Genomic DNA, 24,434 nt, shown 5'->3' with positions numbered 1-24,434 from the left:
GTCCGGGCGGCCATCCTGGTGCCCAGACTCGCGAGTCGAAAACACCCCCAACCCACACCCGCTCAGCGGCGCTACGCCTTGACCCCCAGCGCCGCATCCTTCGTTACGATCTTCGTCGGGATCAAACGCAACTCGCTGAACGTATCCGCGATACGTTGCTGTTCAGCCAGTACCTGTGCGTCGACCGGTTTATAGATATGCGCGTAATGGCGCAAGCCCGCCTCGATCACGCTCGGGTCGAGGCCCTGAATCGGCGCAAGTTGCGCGGCGGCTTCGCTGTAATGGCCGCGCACCCACTCCCCTTCCTTGCCGACTTCGTCGATCACGATCGCAAGCACGTCGCCGTTCTGTTGCGCGAACGGGCGCGCACTGAGAAAGAACTGGTGATGACTCACGATGCCTTCGGCGTCCGCTAGCAGCCGAGCGTTGGTCTGCCGCTTCGCGGCTTCGAGGAACGGATCCCAGATCGCCCATGCGTCGACCGCGCCACGTTCGAAAGCCGCGCGCGCATCGGCCGGCGGCAAATAGACGGGTTGAATCTCGTTGAACTTGACGCCGTTCTTCTGCAACGCGGCGACCAGAAACCAGTGCACGTCCGAGCCCTTGTTCAGCGCGATTTTCTTGCCCTTCAGATCGGCCAGGGTTTTGATCGGCGCATCCGGATGCACGAGGATGCCTTCGGCGTGCGGCGTCGGAATTTCATAAGCGGTGTAGACGAAGTTCGCGCCCGCGGCCTGTGCGAACACCGGCGGCGCTTCGCCTACGTAGCCGAAGTCGATCGCGCCGACATTCAGTCCTTCGAGCAACTGCGGACCGGCCGGAAACTCGGTCCACTTGACTGCGATGCCGAGCGGCGTGAGTCGCTTCTCGAGCGTGCCGTGCGCTTTGAGCAGCACGAGCGTGCTCGCGGCTTTCTGATAACCGATGCGCAGCTCCTTCGGACGGCCGTCCGCGGCAAACGCGCTGGATGAAATGACCGGCAACGCGGCGGCGGCCAGCGTTGCACCAGCGCCGGCGAGAAACGCGCGGCGCGTGAGTAGCGGATGACGGGACATGACAGTGCTCGAAAAAATGACGGACGCCAAATGGCCCGATTGGCTCCGACGATAATTCGTCTGTCCGCCTGGACGAACCGATAAATTCGCATAAGCAAATCACGCGACTACCGCGAAGCTTTCACGCGGCCCCGCGTGGCCCGTGGCCCGACGCCGTACCCCCCTCCCCCGCTACAATCCCCCGACGAAACACCTTCCTCCCGCAGCGCGCAACCGCCCTGCCCTGCCGCGCACCCGCGCAATCCATCGACCGAAACCGAAAATGGGAAACCACCAATCGTGCCTCTAACGACCACCCTCACCCCGTGGGCCGCCCACGACACCCAATTGATCCTCGCCTGCGCGCTCGGCCTCGCGGTGATCATCGTCGCCATCGGCGTGCTGAAGCTCGCGCCGTTCCTGTCGATTCTGGTCGGCACCTTCGCCGCGGGTTTCGCGGCCGGCCTGCCGCTCGATGCCGTCGCGAGCGCGTTCAGCAAAGGCGCGGGCGCGCTGCTCGGCGACGTCGGCATCATCATTGCGCTGGGCGCGATGCTCGGTGCGCTGATGGCTGAATCGGGCGCGGCCGACCGGCTGGTGTCGACGATCCTCGAGCACTCGACCCCGCGCACGCTGCCGTGGATGATGGCCGTCGTCGCGCTGCTGATCGGTCTGCCGCTGTTCTTCGAAGTCGGTCTCGTGATGATGGTGCCGATCATCTTCGTGATGGCGCGCCGCTCGCAGCAGCCGATCCTGCGTATCGCGATTCCCGCGCTCGCCGGCATGACGACGCTGCACGCGTTGCTGCCGCCGCATCCGGGACCGCTGATCGCCGTCAGCGCGTTGCACGCCGATCTTGGTTTGACGCTCGGCCTCGGCCTGATCGTCGCGATTCCGGCGGTGATTCTCGCGGGTCCGCTGTATGGGATCTGGCTGTCCAAACGGATGCACGTCGCCGAGCCCGAGGAAATGGGCAAGCTGTTCAGCGCCGAGAAGGATGGCGGCGAGCCGCCGAGCTTCGCGATCTCGCTGATCACGATCCTGTTGCCGGTCGTGCTGATGCTCGGCCGCACGGTCGCGAAACTGCTGCTTCAACCCGAAACGCTGCCGTTCGACGTACTGAATTTTCTCGGTGAGCCGCTGATCGCGCTGGGCCTCACCGTGCTGTTCGCGATAGTCGCGCTCGGCTGGTCACGCGGGATGGCGCGTGAGCGTGTCGGCGGCATTCTGCGCAAGAGCCTGCCGCCGATCGCGGCGCTGCTGTTGACCATCGGCGCCGGCGGCGGCCTCAAGCAGGCACTCGTGATCGCGGGCATCAGCACGACGATCGGCAAGATCGCGGTCGGCGCGCATATGCCGCTGATCCTGCTCGCGTGGTTGATCGCCGTCGCATTGCGCCAGGCCACCGGCTCGGCGACGGTCGCGACCACCACGACGGCCGGGATCGTCGCGCCGGTCGTCGCCGGTCTCAGCACGACGCACAATTCGCTGATGGCGCTTGCGATCGGCGCAGGCTCGGTGTTCTTCTGCCACGTGAACGACGCCGGTTTCTGGATGGTCCGCGAATACTTCGGACTCCAATTGAAGCAGACGGTGCTGGTGTGGTCGGTGTTGCAGACGATCGTATCGGTGGTCGGACTCGCGTTGACGCTGGTGCTGTGGACCGTGTTGACGTGAAGAACAGGCGGCGCCGTCCGTGATTAACGCACTCGTTGGGTCCGGCTCGCGCACACGTCCTCGCACGTAGCACGGCCGGCTTCCCGCCACCATCGGCGCCGCTTACACTGACCGCCAGGCGACGCGCACCGTGCGCGTCGCGTCCATCAAAAGCGGAGCCACGTCATGCTCGAATTGCGACCGACCTGCGAAGGCTGCGGCAAGTCACTCCCGCCGAATGCGGCCGACGCGATGATCTGCACGTACGAATGTACGTTCTGCGAAGTATGTGCGTTGACCACGCTGCGCAACGTGTGCCCGAATTGCGGCGGCAATTTTGCGCATCGGCCGATCCGCACCCGCGCGCAACTCGCGAAGCATCCGGCCAGCACCGACGTGCATCCGGTTGCGATCGATCCGGCGTCGCACGCGAGCTTTTTCGAACGCTATCGGGACGTGCCGCCCGGCGAGCGTTGAGCGAAGCCGGCAAGACCGGCCGCGCGGCGGGATAGCTCGACACGCTCCGTCCTGCGCACGCGAATCGGCACAGAACTCATCCCCGCGGTATCCCATGCCCTGCCGCGAGCTAGCTCGCGCGCCGACAGCCGCACGCCCATCGCACGCCCATCGCACGCCCATAAAACCGAAATTCATTCTTGCAAAAAATGATATGGCCACACCGCGACGCCATTCCGGCCACGCGCTGCATAACAAACAAACTAGCGCCTTCCCCGCCTCTCCCCGAAAGCGACCCAATCCAGATTATTGCAATAAATAAAAAAATATCTTTTCGTCTTCGTTGTTGGTGGGCGTCAGGCGGATCGTTATTCTTCACGCCATCGATCGCATCCGATCGCGAAACCCCACGCAACCAAGGACTTACGATGAAACGCCTGATCTCCGCCCTGCTCGCTTCCACCGCGCTGTTCGCCGCTGCTTCGGGCGTGGCTCACGCCGACGCGCCGAAGCCGTGCAACGGCCCGGCGTCGTACTGCAACGTGTTCTTCGGCAACTAAGCGTCGAAGCCGGCAGAAACGCGCAGAAGCATGAAAAAAGGGCGCCGTTCGTGAGAACGGCGCCCTTTTGCATTCCACGCGAGCGCCGCGCACACGCAGCGCGCCGCCCCACCCGATCCTTCTATCCACAGCCCCTGCCGCTAGCGATCCGGCGCCTTCCCGCCGCCGTCGAGCCCAGCGCCCGTGCGCCACACCTGCTTGCCTTTCTCGGAAAGCTCACCGCAGCTATGGGTGCTGTCGGCCTCGACGCCGTCGACCGCCATCTCGCCGCCCGCCGGCTCCTGCGCGCGCTGCCGGGCGTTCTTGCGCGCGGCGACCGCTTCGTCGTGGGATTTCCCTGCGTAGTCGTTACTCATGGTCCGGTCCTCCAGAAGGTCCTGCATCCGTTTGCCTCAAATCGGCGCGCACCGGAAGCAGGCTTGATTGACAAGGCAAAAGTCTCACTTATCCACAAGGTTATTCAGTGAATCTGTGGATAACTTTTCGCTCGGCCGGGTTATCCACCGGCCTAGTCGTGCACCGCCGTGCGCGCCGATGCAATCGGCCAATCTGCCGCAGTGGTTACGCCATCTCGCGCGGCTTTTGCCTATGATTGTCAGTTCGTACCCTTTTGCGCGTCGAGCGCCCACCCCCAAGGAAAGCGAACATGGCCTCTCACATTGCAGTTGTCGTCGGCAGCCTGCGACGGGATTCGTTCAATCGCCAGCTGGCTCAGGCGGTGATTTCTCTTGCTCCGTCCGACTTCACGTTCGAATTCATCGATATCGGTTCCCTGCCGCTGTACAGCCAGGACTACGATGCCGACTATCCGGAAGCCGGCCGGCAACTCAAACAGCGGATCGAAGCGGCGGACGCTCTGCTGTTCGTGACGCCCGAATACAACCGCTCGATTCCGGGCGTGCTGAAGAACGCGCTCGACTGGGGTTCGCGCCCGTGGGGCACGAACTCGTGGGGCAACAAGCCTGGCGCCGTGATCGGCACGTCGCTCGGCGCGACCGGCAGCGCGCTCGCGCAGCAGCATCTGCGCAATGTGCTCGCGTATCTCGACGTCGCGCTGATGGGGCAACCCGAGGTGTTCATCAAACACGATGCGGCCGTGATCAACGAAAAAGGCGAGATCCTGAACGAGGGCACGCGCAAGTTCCTGCAGGGCTTTGTCGATCGCTATGTCGCGTGGGTCAAGCGGCAGACGGCGGCGTAACGTATCGCAGCGCCCTTTTCATCCAGCGCGTGCCGCCGCTCCAGGCGGCCGCGCTTGCCCTCCCCCAGCCGTTCCGGCGGCTTGCGCGTTTAGCGCGTGAGTCGCCCTCTTCAACGCTTCAAGTCCCTCGAGCCTTTACACGTGGTGATGTCCGGTCACCCGTTCCCACCCATGCCGGACCGCGACCTTGAAGCGCTCCCAGGTGGTATCGGGCGACGTCGCTTCCCAATGACGCCGTGCCTCAGGCTCGATCTCTTCCCACGGACGATCGTGGAAGCGCGCATCGCGGCCGATCTCCGCACCATAGCGATAAGCCGGTACGTAGTCTTCGTAGCGCGCGTCCGCGCTCGCGTACTCGTCGTCGTAGTGGGCGCGAAAATCTTCTTCGTACTCCAGATATTCGTTCGGCATCTGGCCGCCGAGACCGGCGGTCGGCTGCGCGCTGCCGGAGACGATCTCCGATGGCTGCATCACCGCGCCCGATCCCGGCACCGCGCCGGCGGCGAGCGCGCTGCGACCGACATCGTCGATGAGCGGATCCACGACGGGCTCGTTCAGCGGATCGATGCCCGGCCGCTGGTCCTTCGGCGGCGGCACGAACGATTCGGCTTCGGTGTTGGCCGGCAGCGGCGCTAGGCCTGTGAGCGGATCGACGGTGAGTGGATCGACGGCGAGCGGATCGGTCGCGGGTGTCGCGAGCGGCCGCGTCGTGTCCACCGGCAGAGTGCCGGTAACTGAAGCCGCACCGGTTGCCCCGGCGATGCCGGTCGACCCGGCCGCGCCCGCCGCGCCCGCCGCGCTTGCGGCACCTGTCACACCGCTGGCAGCAGTGGCCCCAGTAACGCCAGAAACCCCGGTTGCTGCACCAACCCCGACACCCGCGCCCGACCCAACCGCTCCCGTCCTGCCACTCGCTGAAGCCACGCCCCCACTCGTCGCACTCGACGTATGCGGCGTCCCGGGCATCACCGCGCCGATCCCAAGCTCATCGAGTATCGAATGATCGCGTGAGCCGGCCGGTTCGGTATCCATCTCCGGCAGCCGGTCGCCGATATCGGTCGCGCCGAGCCGCACCAGCGTATTGCGCGCGAGTTCCGCATGCGACTCGCTGACCGCGTGCACGCACAGCAGCACTGCGCCGCGCCGCATCGCTTCCGCGTAGCGCGCGGTATCGGCGGAGCGCGAACCGGTCGAGAACAGACTGGTGAAGAAGCGTTCGAGGTTCGCGAGCACGCCCGCGTTGGCGACCTCGCCGGTGGCCGAGCCGACGGTCGGTTCGGGGCTCGCCTGCAACTCGATCTTGTCGCGCGCAAAGCCGGTTTGCACGAGTGTGTCGCGGGCGCTTTCGGCCTGCGGGTAGGTGTCGAATAAACCAATCACGGTATGTTGCATGGTCGTCTCCCGACATGTTCCGGTGAACCGGGCGGCGCCACACGCGCCGTCTCCTTTGCATCGCGGAATGCCGCAACCTTCATGCCGGAACGATGCGTGCGCGCCGGCCGCTGGCCGCGCTGGCCGTGGCGCGCGCCCGCGCGGGCGGCTAGCGGCCCACCCGCGCACGCAAAAAAGCGCGGCGTACCGCTGCCGCGCTTTTACAAGGACTGGTAAATGACGCCGGGACGATGTCGTACGGATGCCTAAGCGCCGCGTCTTCGGGACGCCTAAGCGGATGCCTAAGCGCCACCGCGCGCACCACATCCACAACGACCCGCAAACCATCACAGATCGGCCGCGTGCGTAGCCGGATCGGCGCCGCTTTGCGCGAGATTGTGCTGGATCGTTTCGAGCAGCTTTTCCAGCAGCCCGATATCGAACGGCTTCGACAGCACCCGCACGTTCACATGCCGCGCGCGGTCGAGTTCCTCCGCGTAGCCGGTCACCAGAATCACCGGCAGTTGCGGGTCGTGCGCGAGCACCGCTTCGGCGAGATCGATGCCGTTCAGCTTGCCCGGCATATGAATGTCCGACAGCACCAGATCGTACGGCAGCGGCTCGCCGGTGCTGGCGCGCTTCGCGCGCGCGTCGTCGAGCAGACGCAACGCCATGTCGGCATTGAACACGCAGCTGACCTGGTGGCCCATCATCTGCAGCAGCGCCTCGGTGCCGGCCGCCACTTCCGCGTTGTCTTCGACGAGCAGGATGCGCAGCCCTTGCGGCGCGTCGTTTTCCGGCGCGAGCGCTTCGTCCGGCCGCAGTGCCTGCGGCTCGCTCGACGCGCGCGGCAGATACAGCCGCACCGAGGTGCCGGCGCCGATCGCGCTGTCGATCGCCGCGAGTCCGCCCGAGCCCTCGCAGAACGCAAACACCTGCGGCAGGCCGAGACCGGTGCCCGCGCCCTTCGGCTTGGTCGTGAAAAGCGGCTCGAACGCGCGCGCGAGCACCTCGGGCGCCATCCCGGCGCCGGTGTCCTCGAGCGAGAGCTGCACGAACTCGCCGGTCAGCGGAAAACCGTCCTCGTGACGGAACACCACGTTGCTCGCGCGCACCGTGAAGCGCCCGCCGTTGACCATCGCGTCGCGCGCATTGACCGCGACGTTGATCAGCGCGAGCTCCAGTTCCGCGACGTCGACCCGCACCGGCCACGTATTCACGCCGGCGTCGATCACCAGCGATACCTTCGCGCCCAGCGACGCGCGCAGCAGTTCGCGCGAGGTCGGCAGCCAGCGTTCGAGCGACAGCGTTTCGGTGCGCAGCGGCTGCTTGCGGGCCACGCCGAGCAGTTGCCGGGTCAGCGACTGACCGCCCTTGAGCGCGCGTTCCATCGCCGCCAGTTCGCGCTCGAGTCCGCCGACGCCGCGCCGCCGCACGATCTGCACGTTGGCCGACAGGATCATCAGCAGGTTGTTGAAGTCGTGCGCGACGCTGCCGACCAGCGTGCCGAGCGCCTCCATCTTGCGCGACTGCCGGTACGCGGATTCGACCGAGCGGCGCATCGATGCTTCGGCCTGCCAGCGCACCCACGCCTCTTCTTCCGCGCCGAGCCGCCGTAGCGACAGCCAGAGCACGCACCACAGCGCGATCGACGGCGTAAACATCGACAGGATCAGCACGCTCAGATGACGGTACCAGGCAGTCCAAAGCGCCGACGTGCGATAGCCGCACAGCACGTAGACCGGATACGAGCCGACTCGCCGGAACGCGACGATCAGATTGCCGTCGGCCAGATTCGAGCGCATCCGCACGACGCCGGCGCGCCGGCCCTCGGCGACCGCGGCGGCGAACGGCGAGTCGGGCGCGAGCGCGGTGGGCGCGCGCGGACTGCGCGGGAAATGCGCGAGCAGCGCGCCGTCGGTGCGCACGAGGCTCATCAGCATCGGCGTCTTGTTGCTGCCGCCGAGCAGCTCGCGGTAGAACGCTTCGAAATAGCTCGGCCGCAGCGCGATCGACACCACCCCGGCGAAGCCGCCGTCCGCGCCCTTGCGCTCGACGCCCATGTTGAACACCTGCTCGCCGGCAACGTGCCCGACCATCACCTTCGACACGTGTTCGAGCGCATTGCCGCTGCGAATGCCGACGAAATCGTCGCGCGCGCCGATCGACAGCGCCGGCGACGGGAAGTAGCGGCTGCTCGCGAGCAATGCGCCGTCGACGCCGAAAATCGACACGGCCGCGACCTGCGGATAGCCACCGCCCATCGTGCGCAGCTTGTCGTGAATCGCCGCTTCGCGCGCGCGGATGCCGTGGTCGTCGAGGCCGCCGGTCAGATCGACGATGCGCGCGTTCAGCGCCTCGTTCATGTCGAACACCTTTAGCGCGTGTTCTTCGGCGACCCGCACCGTGCGCAGCGTCTGGTCGGTCGCGTCGGCCTCGCGGGTGCGCAGATCGCTGTACGCCATCGCCGCGACATAGACGAACGGCAGCACGATCGCGGCGATCAGCAGCGCGATCAGCGTGATGCGCCGCACCTGGAAGTTCTGTTCCGGCACGGCGGGGAACGACGCGTCGTCCTGCTCGTCGGTCAGGCGACGGGAAAGTCGGCCCGCGCGAGCGGAGTCGGCCCGGTCTGAAGTCATTGTCGGTAAAGGCTCGAGTCGGTCGGAACTGGCAGCCCCGTAGCGTGCCGGGATTGGCACCTTGCCGCCGTTAGATCAAGCATAGACGCCGGGCGGCAAGAGTTGCCGCCAACGGTGGGCGGTTTTTCCGCCGCCCGCCCGTCACAATCAGCGACAAATCGAAAAGCGCAAACGTACACAAAAGTATAAATATGAAGAATCGCGCGATGGATCGGGCAATTCGTTTTGCAAATGCCGGATGCATCGGAAAATCTGTTTAGCGAAGCCGATTCTGGTGAGTTGCCTTTGCATGGCTTTGCTTCGACAATCCACGCCACGCTATAAGGCCGTCGCTGTCTGCGCGGCGGACCGCCCACGCTGCGGCGAGCGCCCGCTGCCGCATTTGCCTTCCTCGCGGCGACACCGGCTGCATTGTCGCGACGCAACACTGTACCCGCTCGGGGATCGTTCGGCCGCGCCGGCGTGCATCGTCCGTCGTCCGCGACCCCATTTCGATCCGCCCAACCGCCCGACCGCCATTTCATGCTGCCCATTGTGATTGCCGACGACTCGCTGCTTGCCCGCAAGCTGCTCACGAAGGCGCTGCCGCCGGACTGGCAGGTCGACGTGTCGTACGCGACCAACGGGCGCGAGGCGCTGGAGCTGTATCGCGCGGGCAAGGCGGCGGTGCTGTTCCTCGATCTGACGATGCCGGACATGACCGGCTACGAAGTGCTCGAAGCGCTTCGGCACGAAGACCTGAACACCTTCGTGATCGTCGTGTCCGCCGACGTGCAGCCGCTCGCGCAAACGCGTGTGCGCGAACTCGGCGCGATCGCCTTCATCGCTAAACCGGTGACGCCGCAGGCGCTCCTGCCCATCCTCAAGGAGTACGGCTTGTATGCTTGAGCCCGCCTTCAACGAAGACCAGCGCGACGCGCTGCAGGAAATCGCCAATCTTGCGATGGGCCAGGCGGCCACCCGCCTCGCGCGGCTGCTCGATGCGTTCATCGAACTGTCGGTGCCGCGCGTGCGGATGGTCGCGGTCGGCGACGCGGCCGCCGCGCTGCGCGAGATGACCGGCATCGACGATACGGTCAGCGCGGTGCGCCAGGGCTTTCGCTCGGACATCAAGGGCGAGGCGCTGGTGATCTGCCGCAGCGACAGCATCGCGCAGCTGTGCTCGCTGGTGAACGACCCGTATGCACGGTCGAGCTACGAGACGATCAGCCAGCGCGAGCTGATGCTCGACGTCGCGAACCTGCTGTCCGGCGCGTGCGTGTCGTCGATCCTCGACCAGCTCGGCCGCACGCCGGTGTTTTCCGCGCCGGGCCTGCTCGGCGAAGCGCTCAGTTTCGACGAGGTGTTCCAGCCCGGTGCGCTGCACTGGGACTGCGCGCTGCTCGTCGAAGTCAATTTCGCGCTCGAAAACCAGAGCTTTCGCGCGCACCTGGTGATGCTGATGGCCGAAGAGTCCATCCGCCATATGAACGAAGCGCTCGATGCGCTGCTGGCCAGTCTATGAATGTATCGGTTGAATCGTTGAGCGACCTGGTGGTCGAGCGGGTCGGCTTTGGCATTTTCGTGCTCGACCGCGAGATGAATGTGCTGATGTGGAATCGCTTCATGCAGGACCACAGCGGGCTGTCAGCGCAGCAGGCGGTCGGCCGCTCGATCTTTGCGCATTTTCCGGAACTGCCGCGCGTGTGGTTGCAGCGCAAGATCGACAGCGTGTTCCAGCTCGGCACCTTCGCGTTCAGTTCGTGGGAGCAGCGCCCGTATCTGTTCCGCTTCGAGCACGACCGGCCGATTACCGGCGGCGTCGATTTCATGCAGCAGGACTGCACGTTCATGCCGCTGATGCGCGAGCGCGAGGTGGTGGCCGTGTGCGTGACGATCTCCGACGTCACGCACGTGAGCATCGTGCAGCGCGAACGCGAGGAGGCGGTCGCCAAGCTGCAGGAATACGCGAATCTGGACGGTCTCACCGGCATCGCGAACCGGCGATTTTTCGAAGCGCGGCTGCGCGATGAATTCACGCGCTGGCAGCGCTACGGCGGCGATCTGTCGATGCTGCTGTTCGATCTCGATCACTTCAAGAAGATCAACGACCAGTTCGGTCACGGCGTCGGCGATACCGTGCTGCGCGTGATGGCGCAGCGGGTGGCCGGCGTGGTGCGCGCGCAGGACACGTTCGGGCGCTTCGGCGGCGAGGAGTTCGCGCTGCTGCTGCCGTGCACGCCGCTCGACGACGCGATGCTGGTCGCGGAGAAAATCCGCGCGGTGATCGAGGAAACCCCGGTCGAGCTGCTCGGCACCAGCGTGCCGGTGACCGCGAGCCTGGGCGGCGCGGCGGCGCGCGAAGGCGTGCCCGCGTACGACGTGCTGATCAACGAGGCCGACGCCGCGCTGTATAGCGCGAAGCGGCAGGGGCGCAACCGCTCGGTGGCGTTCCGGCTGGCGGCCTAGCGGCCGTAGCGTTGCGGTGGCGGGTGCGAGCCGGCCACACCCGTGCGCCTGGGAACGGTGCAAATCCCGCCGCTCACGGCTCCTCGCCCTTCTCCACCACCGCCTCCCGACCGCCGCAACTGCGTCGGTCGGCAAAGATTGCTATACTTTTCGCCGTTTCCGGCCACCCAGCCGGATCTTTCGCGCCTGTCCGTGCGCGCGGACCCACTGCCCTGCGGGTCGGCATAAAAACTTCTTTGTACGCCTTTCAGCAGGCGCCTCCAGCGGAGATCGTCTTGGCTGTTTCCAATCTTGTCGTGGACGATACTGAAATCGACGCCGCTGCCGCCACGTCCGGCAGCTCGTTTTATCTCGCGATGCGCATCCTGCCGGCGGCGCAGCGCGATGCGATGTATCAGGTCTACGCGTTCTGCCGAGCGGTCGACGACATCGCCGACAGCGACCTGCCGCGCGCCGAACGCGCGGCCGCGCTCGAACAATGGCGCGCCGACATCGACGCGTGCTACGCCGGCGCGCCGCGCGCGTCGCTGCGCGCGCTGACCCGGCACATTCACACGTTCCGTCTGCAACGCGAAGACTTCCACGCGATGATCGACGGCATGGCGATGGATGCCGCCGCCGACATCTGCGCGCCCGACGAAGCCACCCTCGACCTCTATTGCGACCGCGTCGCGAGCGCGGCGGGCCGGCTATCGGTGAGGATATTCGGGATGCGCGACGAGCCGGGCCACCAGCTCGCGCACCATCTCGGCCGCGCGCTGCAACTGACCAACATCCTGCGCGATATCGACGAAGACGCCGGCATCAACCGCTGCTACCTGCCGCACGAGCTGCTCGCGCGCGAAGGCATCGCGGTCACGAGCCCGCAGCAGATCGCCGACGATCCGTCGCTGCCGCGCGTGTGCGCGACGCTCGCCGAGCGCGCGAAACAGCACTTCGCCGAATCCGACGCGATCATGGATCGCGAGCCGCGCGCCCAGGTGCGCGCGCCGCGCATCATGTCGGGTGTCTATCGCGTGCTGCTCGAGCGCACGCTGGAGCGCGGCTTCGACATTCCACGCACCAAGGTGAGCAAGCCGAAGCTGCGCCTGCTGTGGATCGTCGCGCGCTACGCGCTGTTCTGATCCCGGGCTGATGCCGAAGCTCGTCCACGTGGTCGGCGCAGGTCTGGCCGGCCTCGCCGCCGCCGTGCAGGCGCAGCGGCGCGGCGCGCGGGTCGTGCTGCACGAGGCCGAGCAGCACGCGGGCGGACGCTGTCGTTCGTACTACGACGCAAAGCTCGGCGCGACGCTCGACAGCGGCAATCACATCGTGATGGCCGGCAACACGGCGACGCTGAACTACACGCGCGCGATCGGCGCCGCCGACGAACTGGTCGGCCCCGCGCAGCCCGACTATCCGTTCGTCGATCTGGCCACGCTCGCGCGCTGGAACGTGCGACTGTCGCCGGGCATCGTGCCGTGGTGGATCTTTGACTCACAGGCGCGCGTGCCGCACACGCAGCCGGCCGATTACCTCACGCTGGTGCCGCTGCTGATGGCGCGCCCCGGCCGCAGCGTCGCGCAGACGATGCGCTCTAACGGTCCGCTGTGGGACCGCTTTCTGCGGCCGCTGCTGCATGCGCTGCTGTATATGGAACCGCGCGACGCGTCGGCCGAACTGACCGGCGCGATCGTGCGCGAAACGCTGCTCGCGGGCGGCCTTGCGTGCCGGCCGCTACTGGCGTCGAATGGTCTTGGCAGCGCGTTTGTCGATCCGGCGCTGCGTCTGCTGCAACACGGCGGCGCGACGATCCGGCTCGGCTCGCCGCTGCGCGCGCTCACGTTCGCGAGCGAGCCGGCGCGCGTGCAGTCGCTGCAATTCGCCGGCGAAAGCATCGCGCTCGGCGCGAACGAGGCCGTGATTCTCGCGTTGCCGCCGGGACCCGCGGCGACGCTGGTGCCGGGCCTGCGCGGACCGAACCGCTTTACCGCCGCGCTGAACGTGCACTTCGCGATCGAGCCGCCGTTCGGCTTGCCGCAGGTCACCGCGCTATTGAACGGCACGTCCGCGTGGCTGTTCGCGTTCGACGGGCGTCTGTCCGTCACGCTCGACGGCGCCGACCGCCTGCTCGACACGCCGCCCGACGTACTGGCCGCGACCGTCTGGGCCGAGGTCGCGCGGGCCGTCAATCTGCCGCTCGCGCCGCTGCCGCCGTGGCAGGTGGTCAACGAAGCACGCGCGACGTTTGCCGCGCTGCCGGAGCAGGACACGCTGCGGCCCGGCACGCGCACGCGCTGGAACAACCTGATGCTCGCGGGAGACTGGACGGCCACCGGCCTGCCCGCGACGCTCGAAGGGGCGATCCGCTCCGGCCAGCAGGCCGCGGATACGCTGCTGAATCAACCGATGGAACGCCGATGAACGATTTATCCGAGAACCAGCCGCTGGACGCGGTGCTGTCCGAAACCGCCGACGCGACGCTTGAACCGGCCGTGATGGCCGAAGCCGTGTCGGCTGCCGTATCCGCAAGCCCCGCCGCCGCAAGCGCCGTCGCCGCAACCCCGTTCGCCGCGCCCGCGCTCGACTCCGCGATCACCCGCGCGACCGACGCCATCCTCGCCGCGCAGCAACCCGACGGCCACTGGGTCTACGAACTCGAAGCCGACGCGACGATTCCGGCCGAATACGTGCTGCTGGTTCACTACCTCGGCGAAACGCCGAACCTCGAACTCGAACAGAAGGTCGCGCGCTATCTGCGCCGCATCCAGTTGCCGAACGGCGGCTGGCCGCTGTTCACCGACGGCGCGCTCGACATCAGCGCGAGCGTGAAGGCCTATTTCGCACTGAAGATGATCGGCGACTCGCCGGATGCCGAGCACATGGTCCGCGCGCGCGAAGCGATCCTCGCGCACGGCGGCGCGGAAAACGTGAACGTGTTCACGCGCATCCTGCTCGCGCTGTTCGGCGTGGTGTCGTGGCGCGCGGTGCCGATGATGCCGGTCGAGATCATGCTGCTGCCGATGTGGTTCCCGTTCCATCTGTCGAAGGTGTCGTACTGGGCGCGTACCGTGATCGTGCCGCTGCTGGTGCTGAACGCGAAACGGCCGCTCGCGCGCAACCCGCGCAAGGTCCGCATCGACGAGCTGTTCCGCGGCGCGCCGGTCAACACCGGCATGAACGCGCGCGCGCCGCATCAGCACGCGGGCTGGTTCGGCTTTTTCCGCGGCGTCGATACGGTGCTGCGCGCGGTCGACGGGCTGTTCCCGAAGGCGACCCGCGAGCGCGCGGTTCGCGCGGCGGTCGCCTTCGTCGATGAACGTCTGAACGGCGAAGACGGCCTCGGCGCGATTTTCCCGGCGATGGCCAACTCGGTGATGATGTACGACGTGCTCGGCTATCCGGCCGATCATCCGAACCGCGCGATCGCTCGCAAGTCGCTCGACAAATTGCTCGTTATCAAGGATGACGAAGCATATTGCCAGCCGTGTCTGTCGCCGGTGTGGGATACCTCGCTGGCCGCGCACGCGCTGCTCGAAACCGGCGACGCGCGCGCCGAGCAGGCCGCCGAGCGTGGGCTGCAATGGCTGCTGCCGCTGCAGATTCTCGACGTGCGCGGCGACTGGATTTCGCGTCGCCCGAACGTGCGTCCGGGCGGCTGGGCGTTCCAGTACAACAACGCGCATTACCCGGACGTCGACGATACCGCGGTGGTCGCGATGGCGATGCAACGCTCGGCGGCGCTCACGCAATCGGATGCGTATCGCGCGTCGATTGCGCGCGCGCGCGAATGGGTGGTCGGCATGCAGAGCAGCGACGGCGGCTGGGGCGCGTTCGAACCGGAAAACACTCAGTACTACCTGAACAACATTCCGTTCTCGGATCACGGCGCATTGCTCGATCCGCCGACGGCCGACGTATCGGGCCGCTGTCTGTCGATGCTCGCGCAACTCGGCGAGTTGCCGCAGGGCAGCGAGCCGGCGCAGCGCGCGTTCGCGTACATGCTGCAGGAGCAGGAGTCGGATGGCAGCTGGTACGGCCGCTGGGGCCTGAACTACATCTATGGCACGTGGACCGCGCTGAGCTCGCTGAACGCGGCCGGCATGCCGCACGACGACCCGCGCATCAAGCGCGCGGCGCAGTGGCTGCTGTCGATCCAGAACGACGACGGCGGCTGGGGCGAGGCCGGCGAGAGCTACAAGCTCGACTATCGCGGCTACGAGCGCGCGCCGAGCACCGCGTCGCAGACCGCGTGGGCGCTGCTCGGCCTGATGGCGGCGGGCGAGGTCAATCACGAGGCGGTTGCACGCGGCATCGACTATCTGCAGCGCGAACAGCGCGAGCATGGTCTGTGGGACGAAACGCGCTTTACCGCGACCGGTTTCCCGCGCGTGTTCTACCTGCGTTATCACGGTTATCGCAAGTTCTTCCCGCTGTGGGCGCTCGCGCGTTTCCGTCACCTGAAGCGCAATGGGCTCACGCGCGTGACGGTCGGGATGTAACGTGGCCGGATCGAGAATGCCGGCGGGCAACGCCGCCGCCGGGCGCCTGCCGGTGATCGTCGTAACGGGGATGGCGTTCGAGGCGCGTATCGCGCGCGGCGACGGCAGCGACGGCGTCGAGGTCGTGTACGCGGCGCGCGCCGATCTGCTCGAACGGGCTTTGACTGCGGCGGTCGCGCGCGGCGCGGCGGGCATCGTCAGCTTCGGCACCGCGGGCGGGCTTGCGCCGGAGCTGGAGCCGGGCGCGTTGATCGTCGCCGATGCGGTGCATGGGCCGAACGGGCGCATCGCCACCGATGTGGACTGGACCGCGATGATCGCGGCGGCAGTGAACGCGGGCGGGCTCGGCGCGCGCGTGCGACGCGGCTCGACGGCCGCGGTAGCCGCACCGCTGATCACCGCCGCCGATAAAAGCGCGCTGCATACGTCGACCGGCGCGCTTGCGGTGGATATGGAATCGCATATCGCCGGCGCGACGGCTGCCGCGCACGGCTTGCCGTTCGCGGTGTGCCGCGCGATCGTCGATCCGGCGTGGCGCACGCTGCCGCCGGCCGCCACGGCCGGTCTGCGCGACGACGGCACGACCGCGCTCGGGCCGATTCTGCGCGAGTTGCTGCGCCAGCCGTCGCAGCTCGGCGCGCTGCTGAAACTCGCCGCCGATGCGCGCGCCGCGCGGACCACTTTGGTCGAAGCGCGGCGGGCGCTGGGCGAGGCTGGCGCGCTGCGGATGATGGTTACGGTTTGAGGCAGTCGCTTCCAGCTAGCAACACACATCACCATTCCGACACACGCTTGCCCCGGCACCCGCGCCGTCCGGCAAGCGCACGCCATCATCTCTCGGCACGACGAGTCCGCCATTCGGGCTCCTTGGCCGCCCACACACTCGGCCTCTCTAGCCCCAGCCTATCGCCCCGATAAATTCAGCAAGCATTGAAAAACTAGGGAAAACCCTTATGTTCGGTATAATCGTAAGTGTTAACCCTAGTTCGAGTGTTCGGTACACCCGGCTGGGAGCTTCAGAAAAGGAGTGCCAGATGAATTTCCATACCAGAAAGTGGGTGAAGCCCGAAGACCTGAATCCCAACGGAACGCTGTTCGGCGGCAGCCTGCTGCGCTGGATCGACGAGGAAGCGGCGATCTACGCGATCAGCCAGCTCGATAACCAGCGGGTCGTGACCAAGTTCATGTCCGAGATCAACTTCGTCAGCTCGGCGCGGCAGGGCGACATCATCGAACTCGGTATGACGGCTACACATTTCGGCCGCACGTCGATCACGCTGCGCTGCGAAGTGCGCAACAAGATCACCCGCAAGAGCATTCTGACGGTCGAAAAGATGGTGTTCGTCAATCTCGACGAAAACGGTGAGCCGGCGCCGCATGGCCGCACCCGCATCCGTTTCGCGGACGAGCAGTTCGCGCACTATCGGGCGAATTCCCGGCCGGTGCCGCAGCCGGCGCCGGTAGCGGCCGTCGATGAAGAGCGGGTCGCCGCGCGCAGCGAAGTTGATAGCCTGCATTGAGCGGAACGCGGTCGGAGTGGTTGAGCAGGTGAGCGCCGTTCGCGCTGGCTGTAGCAGATAGGGCGGCGCGGTTGCCGCGTAGGTTTGCCGGGGTGATGCGATGGCAGCTTGTAAACCGGAAGGGCGCCCGGCTGGCGTTCCGACTTCGACGCGATTTGCCGTAGTTTTTGCGGGGCGCCCATTGCGGGCGCCCCGTTTCTATTTAGAGCGTTTGTTGTTGACGCGTTATTGAGGTGCGGGGACGGCCTGCGTAGCCGACGCACCCGACGGCGCCTGAACAGCGGGCGCGGAAGGCACCGCGGGCGCAGCAGGTGCGGCGGTATCGCCCGGATCGGAGTAATTAGGCACAGCCGACGACGGCGCAGCCTGGTTAGCGCCACCCGCACCCGATGCACCCGACGCGCCGTTCGGCGCCGGCGCGTTCTCACCCGGATCGGTGTAATCAGGCACCCCATCCGGCGAGCCCTTACCCGCACCAGCCGCACCACTAGCGCCCGAAGCCCCACCCGGCGCCTCCCCAACATCCCCCGGATCAGCGTAATTAGGCAACCCAACCGCCGGCGCCCCAGCCGCGGGCGCCCCCGATCCGTTCTCGCCGTGGTCGTCGTAATCCGGCAACGGTGCCGTATTACTCGTACCGCGCAACCGCGACAACCGCTGCTGCGTATACGCATCGCGCACGAACGAATACTTATCCAGCGCGGCCTGCTGCAACAGATCGGTCGCGCCGAGCAGATCCGAGCGCGTGCTGACGAACTGCAGCACGTACAGCGGATTGCGGGTCGCCGGCTCGATGTAGTTGATCGGATTGAACTTCACATCGACGATCAGCCCCATGCTGTCGCGCACCGTGCTCGGCCCGAACAGCGGCAGCACGAGGAACGGACCCGACGGCACACCCCAGTGCCCAAGCGTCAGCCCGAAGTCCTGGTGATGCTTCGGCAACCCGGCCGGGGTCGCAAAGTCGAGCAGACCGCCGATGCCGAACACCGAGTTCATCGCGAAACGCATGATGTCTTCGGTCGCATCGGTGATCTTCAGCTGCAGCAGCGCGTTGGCCGCGTTGGTCAGGTCGCCGAGGTTCGAGAAGAAATTGCTGACGGCGGTGCGCAGCGGTTGCGGCGTCACCTTCTGATAGCCCTTCGCGACCGGCACCGCGACGTAGCGGTCGACGCCATCGTTGAACGAGAAGATCGCCCGGTTCACCGGTTCGAACGGATCGCCCGGCTTGCGGTCGGGACCGGTTGCGCAGCCGGAGATCAAACCGGCAGCGGTCAGCGCCAGCGCGGTGTTACGCAGCTTCATACTTTAAATTCCCTTTTGCTTCCCGCGACGTTGGCGTGGCTTGCCCATCAGTACCGGCTGGAACACCACCGCGCCGATCAGCGTGCAGAACAGCGACAGCGCAAGCAGCCGCCCCATGCTCGAGGTGCCCGGATGATGCGACAGCCACAGGCTACCAAACGCAGTGGCGGTGGTCGCGGCGCTGAACAGCACCGCGTGCGTCAGGCTCGACTGCAACAGGCCGGTCTGGCCGTTGCGCCATGCCATCACGAAGTAGATCTTGAACGCGACGCCGACGCCGAGCATCAGCGGCAGCGCGATGATATTCGCGAAGTTCAGCGGCATGCCGAACACCACGCACAGTTCGAGCGTAACGAGCGCGGACACCAGCAGCGGCACCAGCGTGCGCAGCACGTCGCCGATACGGCGCAGCGCGATCCACAGCAGCACCGCGATCGACAGCAGCGCGTAGACCGCGGCCTGCAGGAACGCCTTGATGATCGTGTCGGCCGAATGGAGGATCGAGATCGGGCCGCCGATCGCGCCCGGCTCGGCTTTCTTCACCGCGTGCGCGAAGCGGGCGAGCATCGCGTCGTCGTTCGGATCGGTGCCGGCCGCGATCTTCGGCGAGATGTCGACGAGCGCTTTGCCGCCCTGGCCGATCCACCGCGCGGAGATTTCCTTGGGCAGGTTTTCGCGGGTAATTTCGGTCGGTTGCAGCAGGTTTTCCAGCTGCTTCAGCGCGACGCGCAGCGTATCGGACATCGCGACTTCGGCGCGGTCGCGAGTGGCCGCATCGGCGCCGGCGAGTTTTTGCAGCGTGGTCGACAGATGCTCCGCTTCGGCCGCGCCCGGGCCCGGATGGTCCTCGGCGGCGAGCGACAGCTGGTTGGCCGCGCGCTTGAGCGCGGCGACGCGCACTTCGTCGGTGGCCTGCGCCGCGGGCTGCTGTTGCAGCGCCGGCAGCAACTGCTGCGCGGCGCTCGCGATCAGCATCATCTTCTGCTGCTGCTCTGCCGGCACGAAGGTGGTCAGCGTGGTCACGCGGCCCACTTCGGGCAGCTTGCGCAAACGCTCGGCCATCGCGTCGGCGTCGGCGAGCGACGGCGCGAGCGCATGCACGTTGTTGACCGCGGCTTCCGGCGAATCCTTCAGCGACAGCAGCGTCGCCAGCGATTCCGTATGCGGGTCCTTCAGATGCAGCGGATTGAAGTCGAAACGCAGATGCGCGAGCAGCGGCGTCGCGCCGATCACGACGATCAGCGTGCCGATCAGCACCGGCCGGCGATGATGGTCGAGGAAATCATCGACGGGCGCGAGCTGCTTGAAGCCCGGCGATGCGGCTTCGCCCGGCGGATTGAAGAGCTTGAGCAGCGCCGGCAGCAGCGTCATGTTGGTGAAGTACGCGACGAACATCCCGACGCCGGCGATCTGACCGAGCTCCGACACGCCGCGATACGCGGTCGGCAGGAACGAGAAGAAGCTCAGCGCGACCGCGACCGCCGCGAGCGTGAGCGGCACGCCGATGCTGTGCGCGGTGTGCATCAGCGCGGCCGACAGACGATCGTCGCGATTGCGCTCTTCGCGATACTTGACGCCGAACTGCACGCCGAAATCGACCCCGAGCCCGACGAACAGCACCATGAACGCAACCGAAATCATGTTCAGCGCGCCGACCATCATCAGGCCGAGCGCGGCCGTGATCGCGAGGCCGACAAACAGTGTGATGAACACGGCCAGGATCATCCGGCCCGAGCGCAGCGCGAGCCACAAAATAATCAGCACGACGACGAAGGTGGCGATGCCGTTGAGCACCGCGCCGTCCTGCACCGATGCGAACTCTTCGTCCGCGAGCGGCTGCTCGCCGGTCAGGCGGATCGTCGCGCCGTAGCGCGAATCCAGCTTCAGCGACGCGGCCGTCGCGCGGATCGCGCGCGACGCGTCCGCGCCCGGCTCCAGCGCGTCGTAATTGACGACCGGCTGCACCAGCACGAACGAGCGGGCCGGCTCGGTGGCCGCGCTTTTATCGACCAGCGCGCGCCACGAGAACGCCGCATGCTTGCCGGCCAGCACCTGGTCGAGCGTATTCGCGCTTTGCGACAGCAGGTGGCTCATGTCGGCGAGCTTCACCTGGCCGAGCTGCAGCGGCAGCAGCAGGCTGGTGGTCAGCGTGCCGGCGAGGCCGGTCAGGCTCGGATCGTGCGCGAGTGCGTTGACGAGCGGGCGCGACTGCACGAGTTGCGAGGTGGTGGACATCACCTCGTCGGTGGACGGAAACAGCAGGCCGTTGTGTTCGAAGAACGGTCCGCCGGCGGGCTGCGAGACCGAGGTGAACGCCTTCGGATCGGCGCGCAGCGCGGCGGTCAGCGCGTTGGCGGCGGCGTCGGCGAATTCGGGCGCGCGCGCTTCGACCACCACCAGCATCGTGCTGCCCTGGTCGGGGAACGCGGCATCGAGCGCGTTCTGCACTGCCGACCATTGCTTGTCGGTCTCGATGAGACGGCTGATGTCCGTGTTGATCTTGAAGTTATGCGCAACGTAGAAGCCGCTCAGAACGGCGAGCACGAGCGACGCCACGATGATTCTCAGCGGATGACGCACCGAGTACGCGACGAGACGGACGATAGATGACTTCAGCATGTAGGCGGACGTGGCCTTATCACGGGTGTTGGGTTTGACGAAGGTGCATAAGTATACAGAGCCCGGGCGGCTGAGCCCGACTTCGGTAGCAAGTTCGGCTCCCGACCGGCCGGCCGGGCGTGGAACGCAATCCGGCTATACTGGTCTATCCCTCATTAGCCGTGGGCCTCGAAGCCCGTCGGCATACTTTTTCTTTCAGGTCACGACGAGCGTATGAAACGATATCTGACTGCTTTTCTGGCCGCGGCCGTGGTATCCACCGCCGCGTTTGCGCAAAGTGCCCCCGACGCGGTAGTAAAAAGTGCCGTCGAGGGTACGGTCGCTGCGATGAAGGCTGACCCGCAGGCGCGTGGCGGCGACATGACGAAGATCACGAACGTCGTGGAAACGCACTTCCTGCCCGCCACCGACTTCCATCGCACCACCCGCATCGCGGTCGGCAAGCCGTGGGCTACCGCGACGCCCGAACAGCAAAAGCAACTGTACGAGCAGTTTACGCTGCTGCTGACCCGCACCTACGCGGCGTCGCTGTCGCAACTGCGCGATCAGGACGTGAAGTTCAAGATCGCGCCGGTGAGCGTGCCGGCCGGCGCCGCCGACGTCGTCGTGCAATCGCACGTGCTGAGCAACGGCGGCGACGATGCGATCGACTACCGGCTCACCAAGGGCCCGTCCGGCTGGAAAATCTACGACATCAATATGATGGGCGCGTGGCTGATCCAGGTGTATCAGACCCAGTTCGCCGACCAGATCAACAAAGGCGGGATCGACGGGCTGATCAAGTTCCTGACTGCGCATAATGCGCGCGGCGCGTAACCGGGTCGACAGATTTTCGTAGTGGGTAAAGAAAAAGCGCGGTGGCCAATCTGGCCACCGCGCTTTTTTTCATGCGCGAAAAATAACGACTCGCGTTGCCGGCAGGCGAGGGCGGGTGAGCTTGTGCATGCCCAGCCGCCTCGGCGCGCCGCTCAGCGTAGCGCTTAGTGCGCCGCGGTCGCGGTCTGCACCTTCTTGCCGGTGCCGGTGCGCTTGATCTCTTCCAGCTTGATCTCGACGTGGCGCGAGAACACGTATTCGGCCGGACGCTGCTTGTCGAGCGGGATGTCCGGAGCGAACGCGCCGGTCGTCTTCGGGCCGCGCAGGCTGACCTTCAGCGCCTTCAGCGGATGCGCGACGGTGTCCATCACGGCCGTTGCTTCGAAACCGCAGTGGACCATGCAGTCCGCGCACTTTTCGTAGTTGCCGGTGCCGTACTTGTCCCAGTCGGTGGTTTCCATCAGTTCCTTGAAGGTCTTCACATAACCTTCGCCGACCAGATAGCAGGGCTTCTGCCAGCCGAACACGGTACGCGCCGGGTTGCCCCACGGCGTGCATTCGTAGCTCTGGTTGCCGGCGAGGAAGTCGAGGAACATCGCCGACTGGCTGAACGACCAGTTCTTGCCGTTGTTGCCGCGCTTGAAAATTTCGCGGAACAGCTGCTTGGTCTTGTCGCGGTTCAGGAAGTGCTGCTGGTCCGGCGCGCGCTCATACGCGTAGCCCGGCGACACCGTGATGCCGTCGACGCCCATCGGCCCGAGCGTGTCGAAGAACTTCGCGACGCGTTCCGGCTGTGCGTCGTTGAACAGCGTGCAGTTGATGTTGACGCGGAAACCACGGCGCTTCGCTTCGCGGATCGCGGCGACGGCCTTCTCGTACACGCCTTCCTGCGACACCGAGTGGTCGTGCGATTCCTTGTCGCCGTCGAGGTGAACCGACCAGACGAAGTACGGATTCGGCTCGTAGTCGTCCATCTTCTTTTCCATCAGCAGCGCGTTCGTGCACAGGTACACGAATTTCTTGCGCGCCATGATGCCCTTGACGATCTGCGGCATTTCCTTGTGCAGCAGCGGCTCGCCGCCGGCGATCGAGACCACCGGCGCGCCGCATTCGTCGACTGCTTGCAGGCACTCTTCGAGCGACAGACGCTGGTTCAGGATCGGATCCGGATAGTCGATCTTGCCGCAGCCATTGCAGGCGAGATTGCAGCGGAACAGCGGCTCCAGCATCAGGGCGAGCGGGTAGCGTTTGTTACGCGAGAGATGCTGACGCATGATGTATGCGCCGACGCGGACTTTCTGTAGCAGCGGAATAGACAAGACGTCCTCCTTAAACTTCGCGTGCAGCGAGTGGTTGCATCAGCTTCGATGGCAACTTGAATTCGACTTTCTCTTCACGGCCCGCCATCGTCGTGACATCGACGGGCCCCAATGCGCGCAGCGCATCGATCACGTTTTCGACCATTTCCTCGGGCGCCGACGCGCCGGCCGTGATGCCGACCGTGCGCACGCCCGCAAACCATTCGGACTTCACTTCCGAGCCGTCCGCGACGAGGTAGCTCGCCACGCCGCTCTCGCTGCCGATTTCACGCAGCCGGTTCGAGTTCGAGCTGTTGGTCGCGCCGACCACCAGCAGCACCTCGACGTCTTTCGACAGTTCGCGCACCGCGGCCTGGCGGTTCTGCGTCGCGTAACAGATGTCGCGCGTGTCCGGGCCGACGATGTCGCTGAAACGGCGCAACAGCGCGTCGATGATGCCGCGCGTGTCGTCGACCGACAGCGTGGTCTGCGTGACGTACGCGAGCGGCGCGTCGAGCGGCAGATCGAGCGTCGCGACTTCCGCTTCGCTCTGTACCAGCAGCACCTTGCCGGGAATCTGACCGATCGTGCCTTCGACTTCCGGGTGACCCGCGTGACCGATCAGGATCAGCGTGCGGCCCGCGGCGACGTACTGGCGCCCTTGCACGTGAACCTTGGTAACGAGCGGACAGGTCGCGTCGAGCACGTCGAGGCCGCGCGCTTCCGCATCGCGTTCGACGGTCTGCGCGACGCCATGCGCGCTGAATATGGCGACCGCGCCTTGCGGGACTTCATCGAGTTCTTCGACGAAACGTGCGCCTTTCTGGCGCAAATTGTCCACGACGTGACGGTTATGGACAATCTCGTGGCGGACGTACACGGGTGCGCCGTGTTGTTGTAACGCACCATCGACGATTTCGATTGCACGGACAACGCCCGCACAAAAACCGCGGGGCTGAGCAAGGATGACTCGCATAAGTTGGCGAACTCCGACAGACGCGGGTTTCGAAGAAGTCCAGGGACTGAC

21 protein-coding genes are annotated in these 24,434 nt (G+C 66.1%); 13 read left to right on the top strand and 8 right to left on the bottom strand.

Translation table 11 applies throughout. The annotated features are described in order from the left end of the window. Positions 1 to 71 precede the first annotated feature (71 nt). Positions 72 to 1,055, bottom strand: a complete 984-nt coding sequence (locus BTH42_RS09980) for a sulfonate ABC transporter substrate-binding protein (protein WP_075298513.1) — start codon at positions 1,053 to 1,055, stop codon at positions 72 to 74. 279 nt (positions 1,056 to 1,334) lie between these two features. On the opposite strand from BTH42_RS09980, the gene BTH42_RS09975 reads away from it, so the two are divergent. The 3 genes from BTH42_RS09975 to BTH42_RS35945 all read left to right on the top strand — a co-directional run bounded on the left by BTH42_RS09975 (position 1,335) and on the right by BTH42_RS35945 (position 3,706). Next, complete coding sequence (locus tag BTH42_RS09975; RefSeq protein WP_075298511.1) at positions 1,335 to 2,711, top strand: gluconate:H+ symporter; 1,377 nt, start codon at positions 1,335 to 1,337, stop codon at positions 2,709 to 2,711. A 165-nt stretch (positions 2,712 to 2,876) separates the two neighbouring features. Further along, positions 2,877 to 3,167, top strand: coding sequence for a DUF1272 domain-containing protein (locus BTH42_RS09970; protein WP_075298509.1), 291 nt, complete (start codon positions 2,877 to 2,879; stop codon positions 3,165 to 3,167). 407 nt (positions 3,168 to 3,574) lie between these two features. Further along, positions 3,575 to 3,706 (top strand): hypothetical protein, encoded by a 132-nt coding sequence (locus BTH42_RS35945; protein ID WP_256701922.1) that lies wholly within the window; start codon positions 3,575 to 3,577, stop codon positions 3,704 to 3,706. 140 nt (positions 3,707 to 3,846) lie between these two features. On the opposite strand, the gene BTH42_RS09965 is transcribed toward BTH42_RS35945, so the two are convergent. Continuing rightward, entirely contained in the window at positions 3,847 to 4,062 is a 216-nt protein-coding gene (locus tag BTH42_RS09965) for a hypothetical protein (RefSeq protein WP_075298506.1), read from the bottom strand. A gap of 290 nt (positions 4,063 to 4,352) precedes the next feature. Here BTH42_RS09965 and BTH42_RS09960 point away from each other — a divergent pair, with 290 nt between their 5' ends. Then, complete coding sequence (locus BTH42_RS09960; protein WP_075298503.1) at positions 4,353 to 4,907, top strand: NADPH-dependent FMN reductase; 555 nt, start codon at positions 4,353 to 4,355, stop codon at positions 4,905 to 4,907. A gap of 135 nt (positions 4,908 to 5,042) precedes the next feature. On the opposite strand, the gene BTH42_RS09955 is transcribed toward BTH42_RS09960, so the two are convergent. Both BTH42_RS09955 and BTH42_RS09950 read right to left on the bottom strand, forming a co-directional pair. Then, positions 5,043 to 6,299 (bottom strand): hypothetical protein, encoded by a 1,257-nt coding sequence (locus BTH42_RS09955; protein ID WP_075298500.1) that lies wholly within the window; start codon positions 6,297 to 6,299, stop codon positions 5,043 to 5,045. A gap of 326 nt (positions 6,300 to 6,625) precedes the next feature. Then, positions 6,626 to 8,920, bottom strand: coding sequence for a hybrid sensor histidine kinase/response regulator (locus BTH42_RS09950; RefSeq protein WP_075298497.1), 2,295 nt, complete (start codon positions 8,918 to 8,920; stop codon positions 6,626 to 6,628). Positions 8,921 to 9,442: 522 nt separating this feature from the next. Between BTH42_RS09950 and BTH42_RS09945 the strand changes: the two genes are divergently transcribed. From BTH42_RS09945 to BTH42_RS09910, 8 genes are all read left to right on the top strand, one after another. Next, positions 9,443 to 9,808 carry a response regulator gene (locus BTH42_RS09945; RefSeq protein WP_075298494.1) on the top strand — a complete coding sequence of 122 codons (366 nt, stop codon included), beginning with the start codon at positions 9,443 to 9,445 and terminating at the stop codon, positions 9,806 to 9,808. Continuing rightward, positions 9,801 to 10,424, top strand: coding sequence for a chemotaxis protein CheC (locus BTH42_RS09940; protein WP_075298491.1), 624 nt, complete (start codon positions 9,801 to 9,803; stop codon positions 10,422 to 10,424). Before BTH42_RS09945 ends, BTH42_RS09940 begins: the two co-directional genes overlap by 8 nt. Next, positions 10,421 to 11,368, top strand: a complete 948-nt coding sequence (locus BTH42_RS09935; RefSeq protein ID WP_075298488.1) for a diguanylate cyclase — start codon at positions 10,421 to 10,423, stop codon at positions 11,366 to 11,368. The genes BTH42_RS09940 and BTH42_RS09935 overlap by 4 nt, the downstream gene beginning before the upstream one ends. Positions 11,369 to 11,643: 275 nt before the next feature. Beyond that, positions 11,644 to 12,492: a presqualene diphosphate synthase HpnD gene (gene hpnD, locus BTH42_RS09930; protein ID WP_075298486.1), complete on the top strand. Its 849-nt coding sequence runs from the start codon at positions 11,644 to 11,646 to the stop codon at positions 12,490 to 12,492. Positions 12,493 to 12,502: 10 nt separating this feature from the next. Further along, a complete protein-coding gene (gene hpnE, locus BTH42_RS09925; protein WP_075298483.1) occupies positions 12,503 to 13,771 on the top strand; it encodes a hydroxysqualene dehydroxylase HpnE in 1,269 nt (422 codons plus the stop codon). Further along, the gene (gene shc / locus BTH42_RS09920) at positions 13,768 to 15,849 is read left to right on the top strand and encodes a squalene--hopene cyclase (protein ID WP_075298480.1); all 2,082 of its coding nucleotides are present in this window, start codon (positions 13,768 to 13,770) and stop codon (positions 15,847 to 15,849) included. The genes hpnE and shc overlap by 4 nt, the downstream gene beginning before the upstream one ends. A gap of 16 nt (positions 15,850 to 15,865) precedes the next feature. Next, positions 15,866 to 16,594 (top strand): phosphorylase, encoded by a 729-nt coding sequence (locus BTH42_RS09915; protein ID WP_075298477.1) that lies wholly within the window; start codon positions 15,866 to 15,868, stop codon positions 16,592 to 16,594. A gap of 289 nt (positions 16,595 to 16,883) precedes the next feature. After that, complete coding sequence (locus tag BTH42_RS09910) at positions 16,884 to 17,369, top strand: acyl-CoA thioesterase (RefSeq protein ID WP_075298474.1); 486 nt, start codon at positions 16,884 to 16,886, stop codon at positions 17,367 to 17,369. A gap of 225 nt (positions 17,370 to 17,594) precedes the next feature. Here the strand turns inward: BTH42_RS09910 and BTH42_RS09905 are convergent, their stop codons facing one another. Both BTH42_RS09905 and BTH42_RS09900 read right to left on the bottom strand, forming a co-directional pair. Continuing rightward, the gene (locus BTH42_RS09905; protein WP_075298471.1) at positions 17,595 to 18,674 is read right to left on the bottom strand and encodes a VacJ family lipoprotein; all 1,080 of its coding nucleotides are present in this window, start codon (positions 18,672 to 18,674) and stop codon (positions 17,595 to 17,597) included. A gap of 3 nt (positions 18,675 to 18,677) precedes the next feature. Then, entirely contained in the window at positions 18,678 to 21,293 is a 2,616-nt protein-coding gene (locus BTH42_RS09900) for an MMPL family transporter (RefSeq protein WP_075298468.1), read from the bottom strand. A gap of 213 nt (positions 21,294 to 21,506) precedes the next feature. On the opposite strand from BTH42_RS09900, the gene BTH42_RS09895 reads away from it, so the two are divergent. Next, positions 21,507 to 22,109, top strand: a complete 603-nt coding sequence (locus BTH42_RS09895; RefSeq protein WP_075298465.1) for a phospholipid-binding protein MlaC — start codon at positions 21,507 to 21,509, stop codon at positions 22,107 to 22,109. A 164-nt stretch (positions 22,110 to 22,273) separates the two neighbouring features. Here BTH42_RS09895 and hpnH read toward each other — a convergent pair whose 3' ends face one another. Then, on the bottom strand, positions 22,274 to 23,428 hold the full coding sequence (hpnH, locus tag BTH42_RS09890) for an adenosyl-hopene transferase HpnH (protein ID WP_075298462.1): 1,155 nt from the start codon (positions 23,426 to 23,428) through the stop codon (positions 22,274 to 22,276). 10 nt (positions 23,429 to 23,438) lie between these two features. After that, positions 23,439 to 24,383 (bottom strand): 4-hydroxy-3-methylbut-2-enyl diphosphate reductase, encoded by a 945-nt coding sequence (ispH, locus tag BTH42_RS09885; protein WP_075298459.1) that lies wholly within the window; start codon positions 24,381 to 24,383, stop codon positions 23,439 to 23,441. Positions 24,384 to 24,434 lie beyond the last annotated feature (51 nt).

This window comes from Burkholderia sp. SRS-W-2-2016 (assembly GCF_001931485.1).
Classification (GTDB): Bacteria; Pseudomonadota; Gammaproteobacteria; order Burkholderiales; family Burkholderiaceae; genus Paraburkholderia.
This window is presented reverse-complemented; position numbering and strand designations above follow the sequence as displayed.

Bases quoted from the DNA above. Each gene is read 5' to 3' on its own strand.
- BTH42_RS09980 (WP_075298513.1), bottom strand. From the start codon at position 1,055: ATGTCCCGTCATCCGCTACTCACGCGCCGCGCGTTTCTCGCCGGCGCT.
- BTH42_RS09970 (WP_075298509.1), top strand. From the start codon at position 2,877: ATGCTCGAATTGCGACCGACCTGCGAAGGCTGCGGCAAGTCACTCCCG.
- BTH42_RS35945 (WP_256701922.1), top strand. From the start codon at position 3,575: ATGAAACGCCTGATCTCCGCCCTGCTCGCTTCCACCGCGCTGTTCGCC.
- BTH42_RS09965 (WP_075298506.1), bottom strand. From the start codon at position 4,062: ATGAGTAACGACTACGCAGGGAAATCCCACGACGAAGCGGTCGCCGCG.
- BTH42_RS09960 (WP_075298503.1), top strand. From the start codon at position 4,353: ATGGCCTCTCACATTGCAGTTGTCGTCGGCAGCCTGCGACGGGATTCG.
- BTH42_RS09955 (WP_075298500.1), bottom strand. From the start codon at position 6,299: ATGCAACATACCGTGATTGGTTTATTCGACACCTACCCGCAGGCCGAA.
- BTH42_RS09950 (WP_075298497.1), bottom strand. From the start codon at position 8,920: ATGACTTCAGACCGGGCCGACTCCGCTCGCGCGGGCCGACTTTCCCGT.
- BTH42_RS09945 (WP_075298494.1), top strand. From the start codon at position 9,443: ATGCTGCCCATTGTGATTGCCGACGACTCGCTGCTTGCCCGCAAGCTG.
- BTH42_RS09940 (WP_075298491.1), top strand. From the start codon at position 9,801: ATGCTTGAGCCCGCCTTCAACGAAGACCAGCGCGACGCGCTGCAGGAA.
- BTH42_RS09935 (WP_075298488.1), top strand. From the start codon at position 10,421: ATGAATGTATCGGTTGAATCGTTGAGCGACCTGGTGGTCGAGCGGGTC.
- hpnE (WP_075298483.1), top strand. From the start codon at position 12,503: ATGCCGAAGCTCGTCCACGTGGTCGGCGCAGGTCTGGCCGGCCTCGCC.
- shc (WP_075298480.1), top strand. From the start codon at position 13,768: ATGAACGATTTATCCGAGAACCAGCCGCTGGACGCGGTGCTGTCCGAA.
- BTH42_RS09915 (WP_075298477.1), top strand. From the start codon at position 15,866: ATGCCGGCGGGCAACGCCGCCGCCGGGCGCCTGCCGGTGATCGTCGTA.
- BTH42_RS09910 (WP_075298474.1), top strand. From the start codon at position 16,884: ATGAATTTCCATACCAGAAAGTGGGTGAAGCCCGAAGACCTGAATCCC.
- BTH42_RS09905 (WP_075298471.1), bottom strand. From the start codon at position 18,674: ATGAAGCTGCGTAACACCGCGCTGGCGCTGACCGCTGCCGGTTTGATC.
- BTH42_RS09900 (WP_075298468.1), bottom strand. From the start codon at position 21,293: ATGCTGAAGTCATCTATCGTCCGTCTCGTCGCGTACTCGGTGCGTCAT.
- BTH42_RS09895 (WP_075298465.1), top strand. From the start codon at position 21,507: ATGAAACGATATCTGACTGCTTTTCTGGCCGCGGCCGTGGTATCCACC.
- ispH (WP_075298459.1), bottom strand. From the start codon at position 24,383: ATGCGAGTCATCCTTGCTCAGCCCCGCGGTTTTTGTGCGGGCGTTGTC.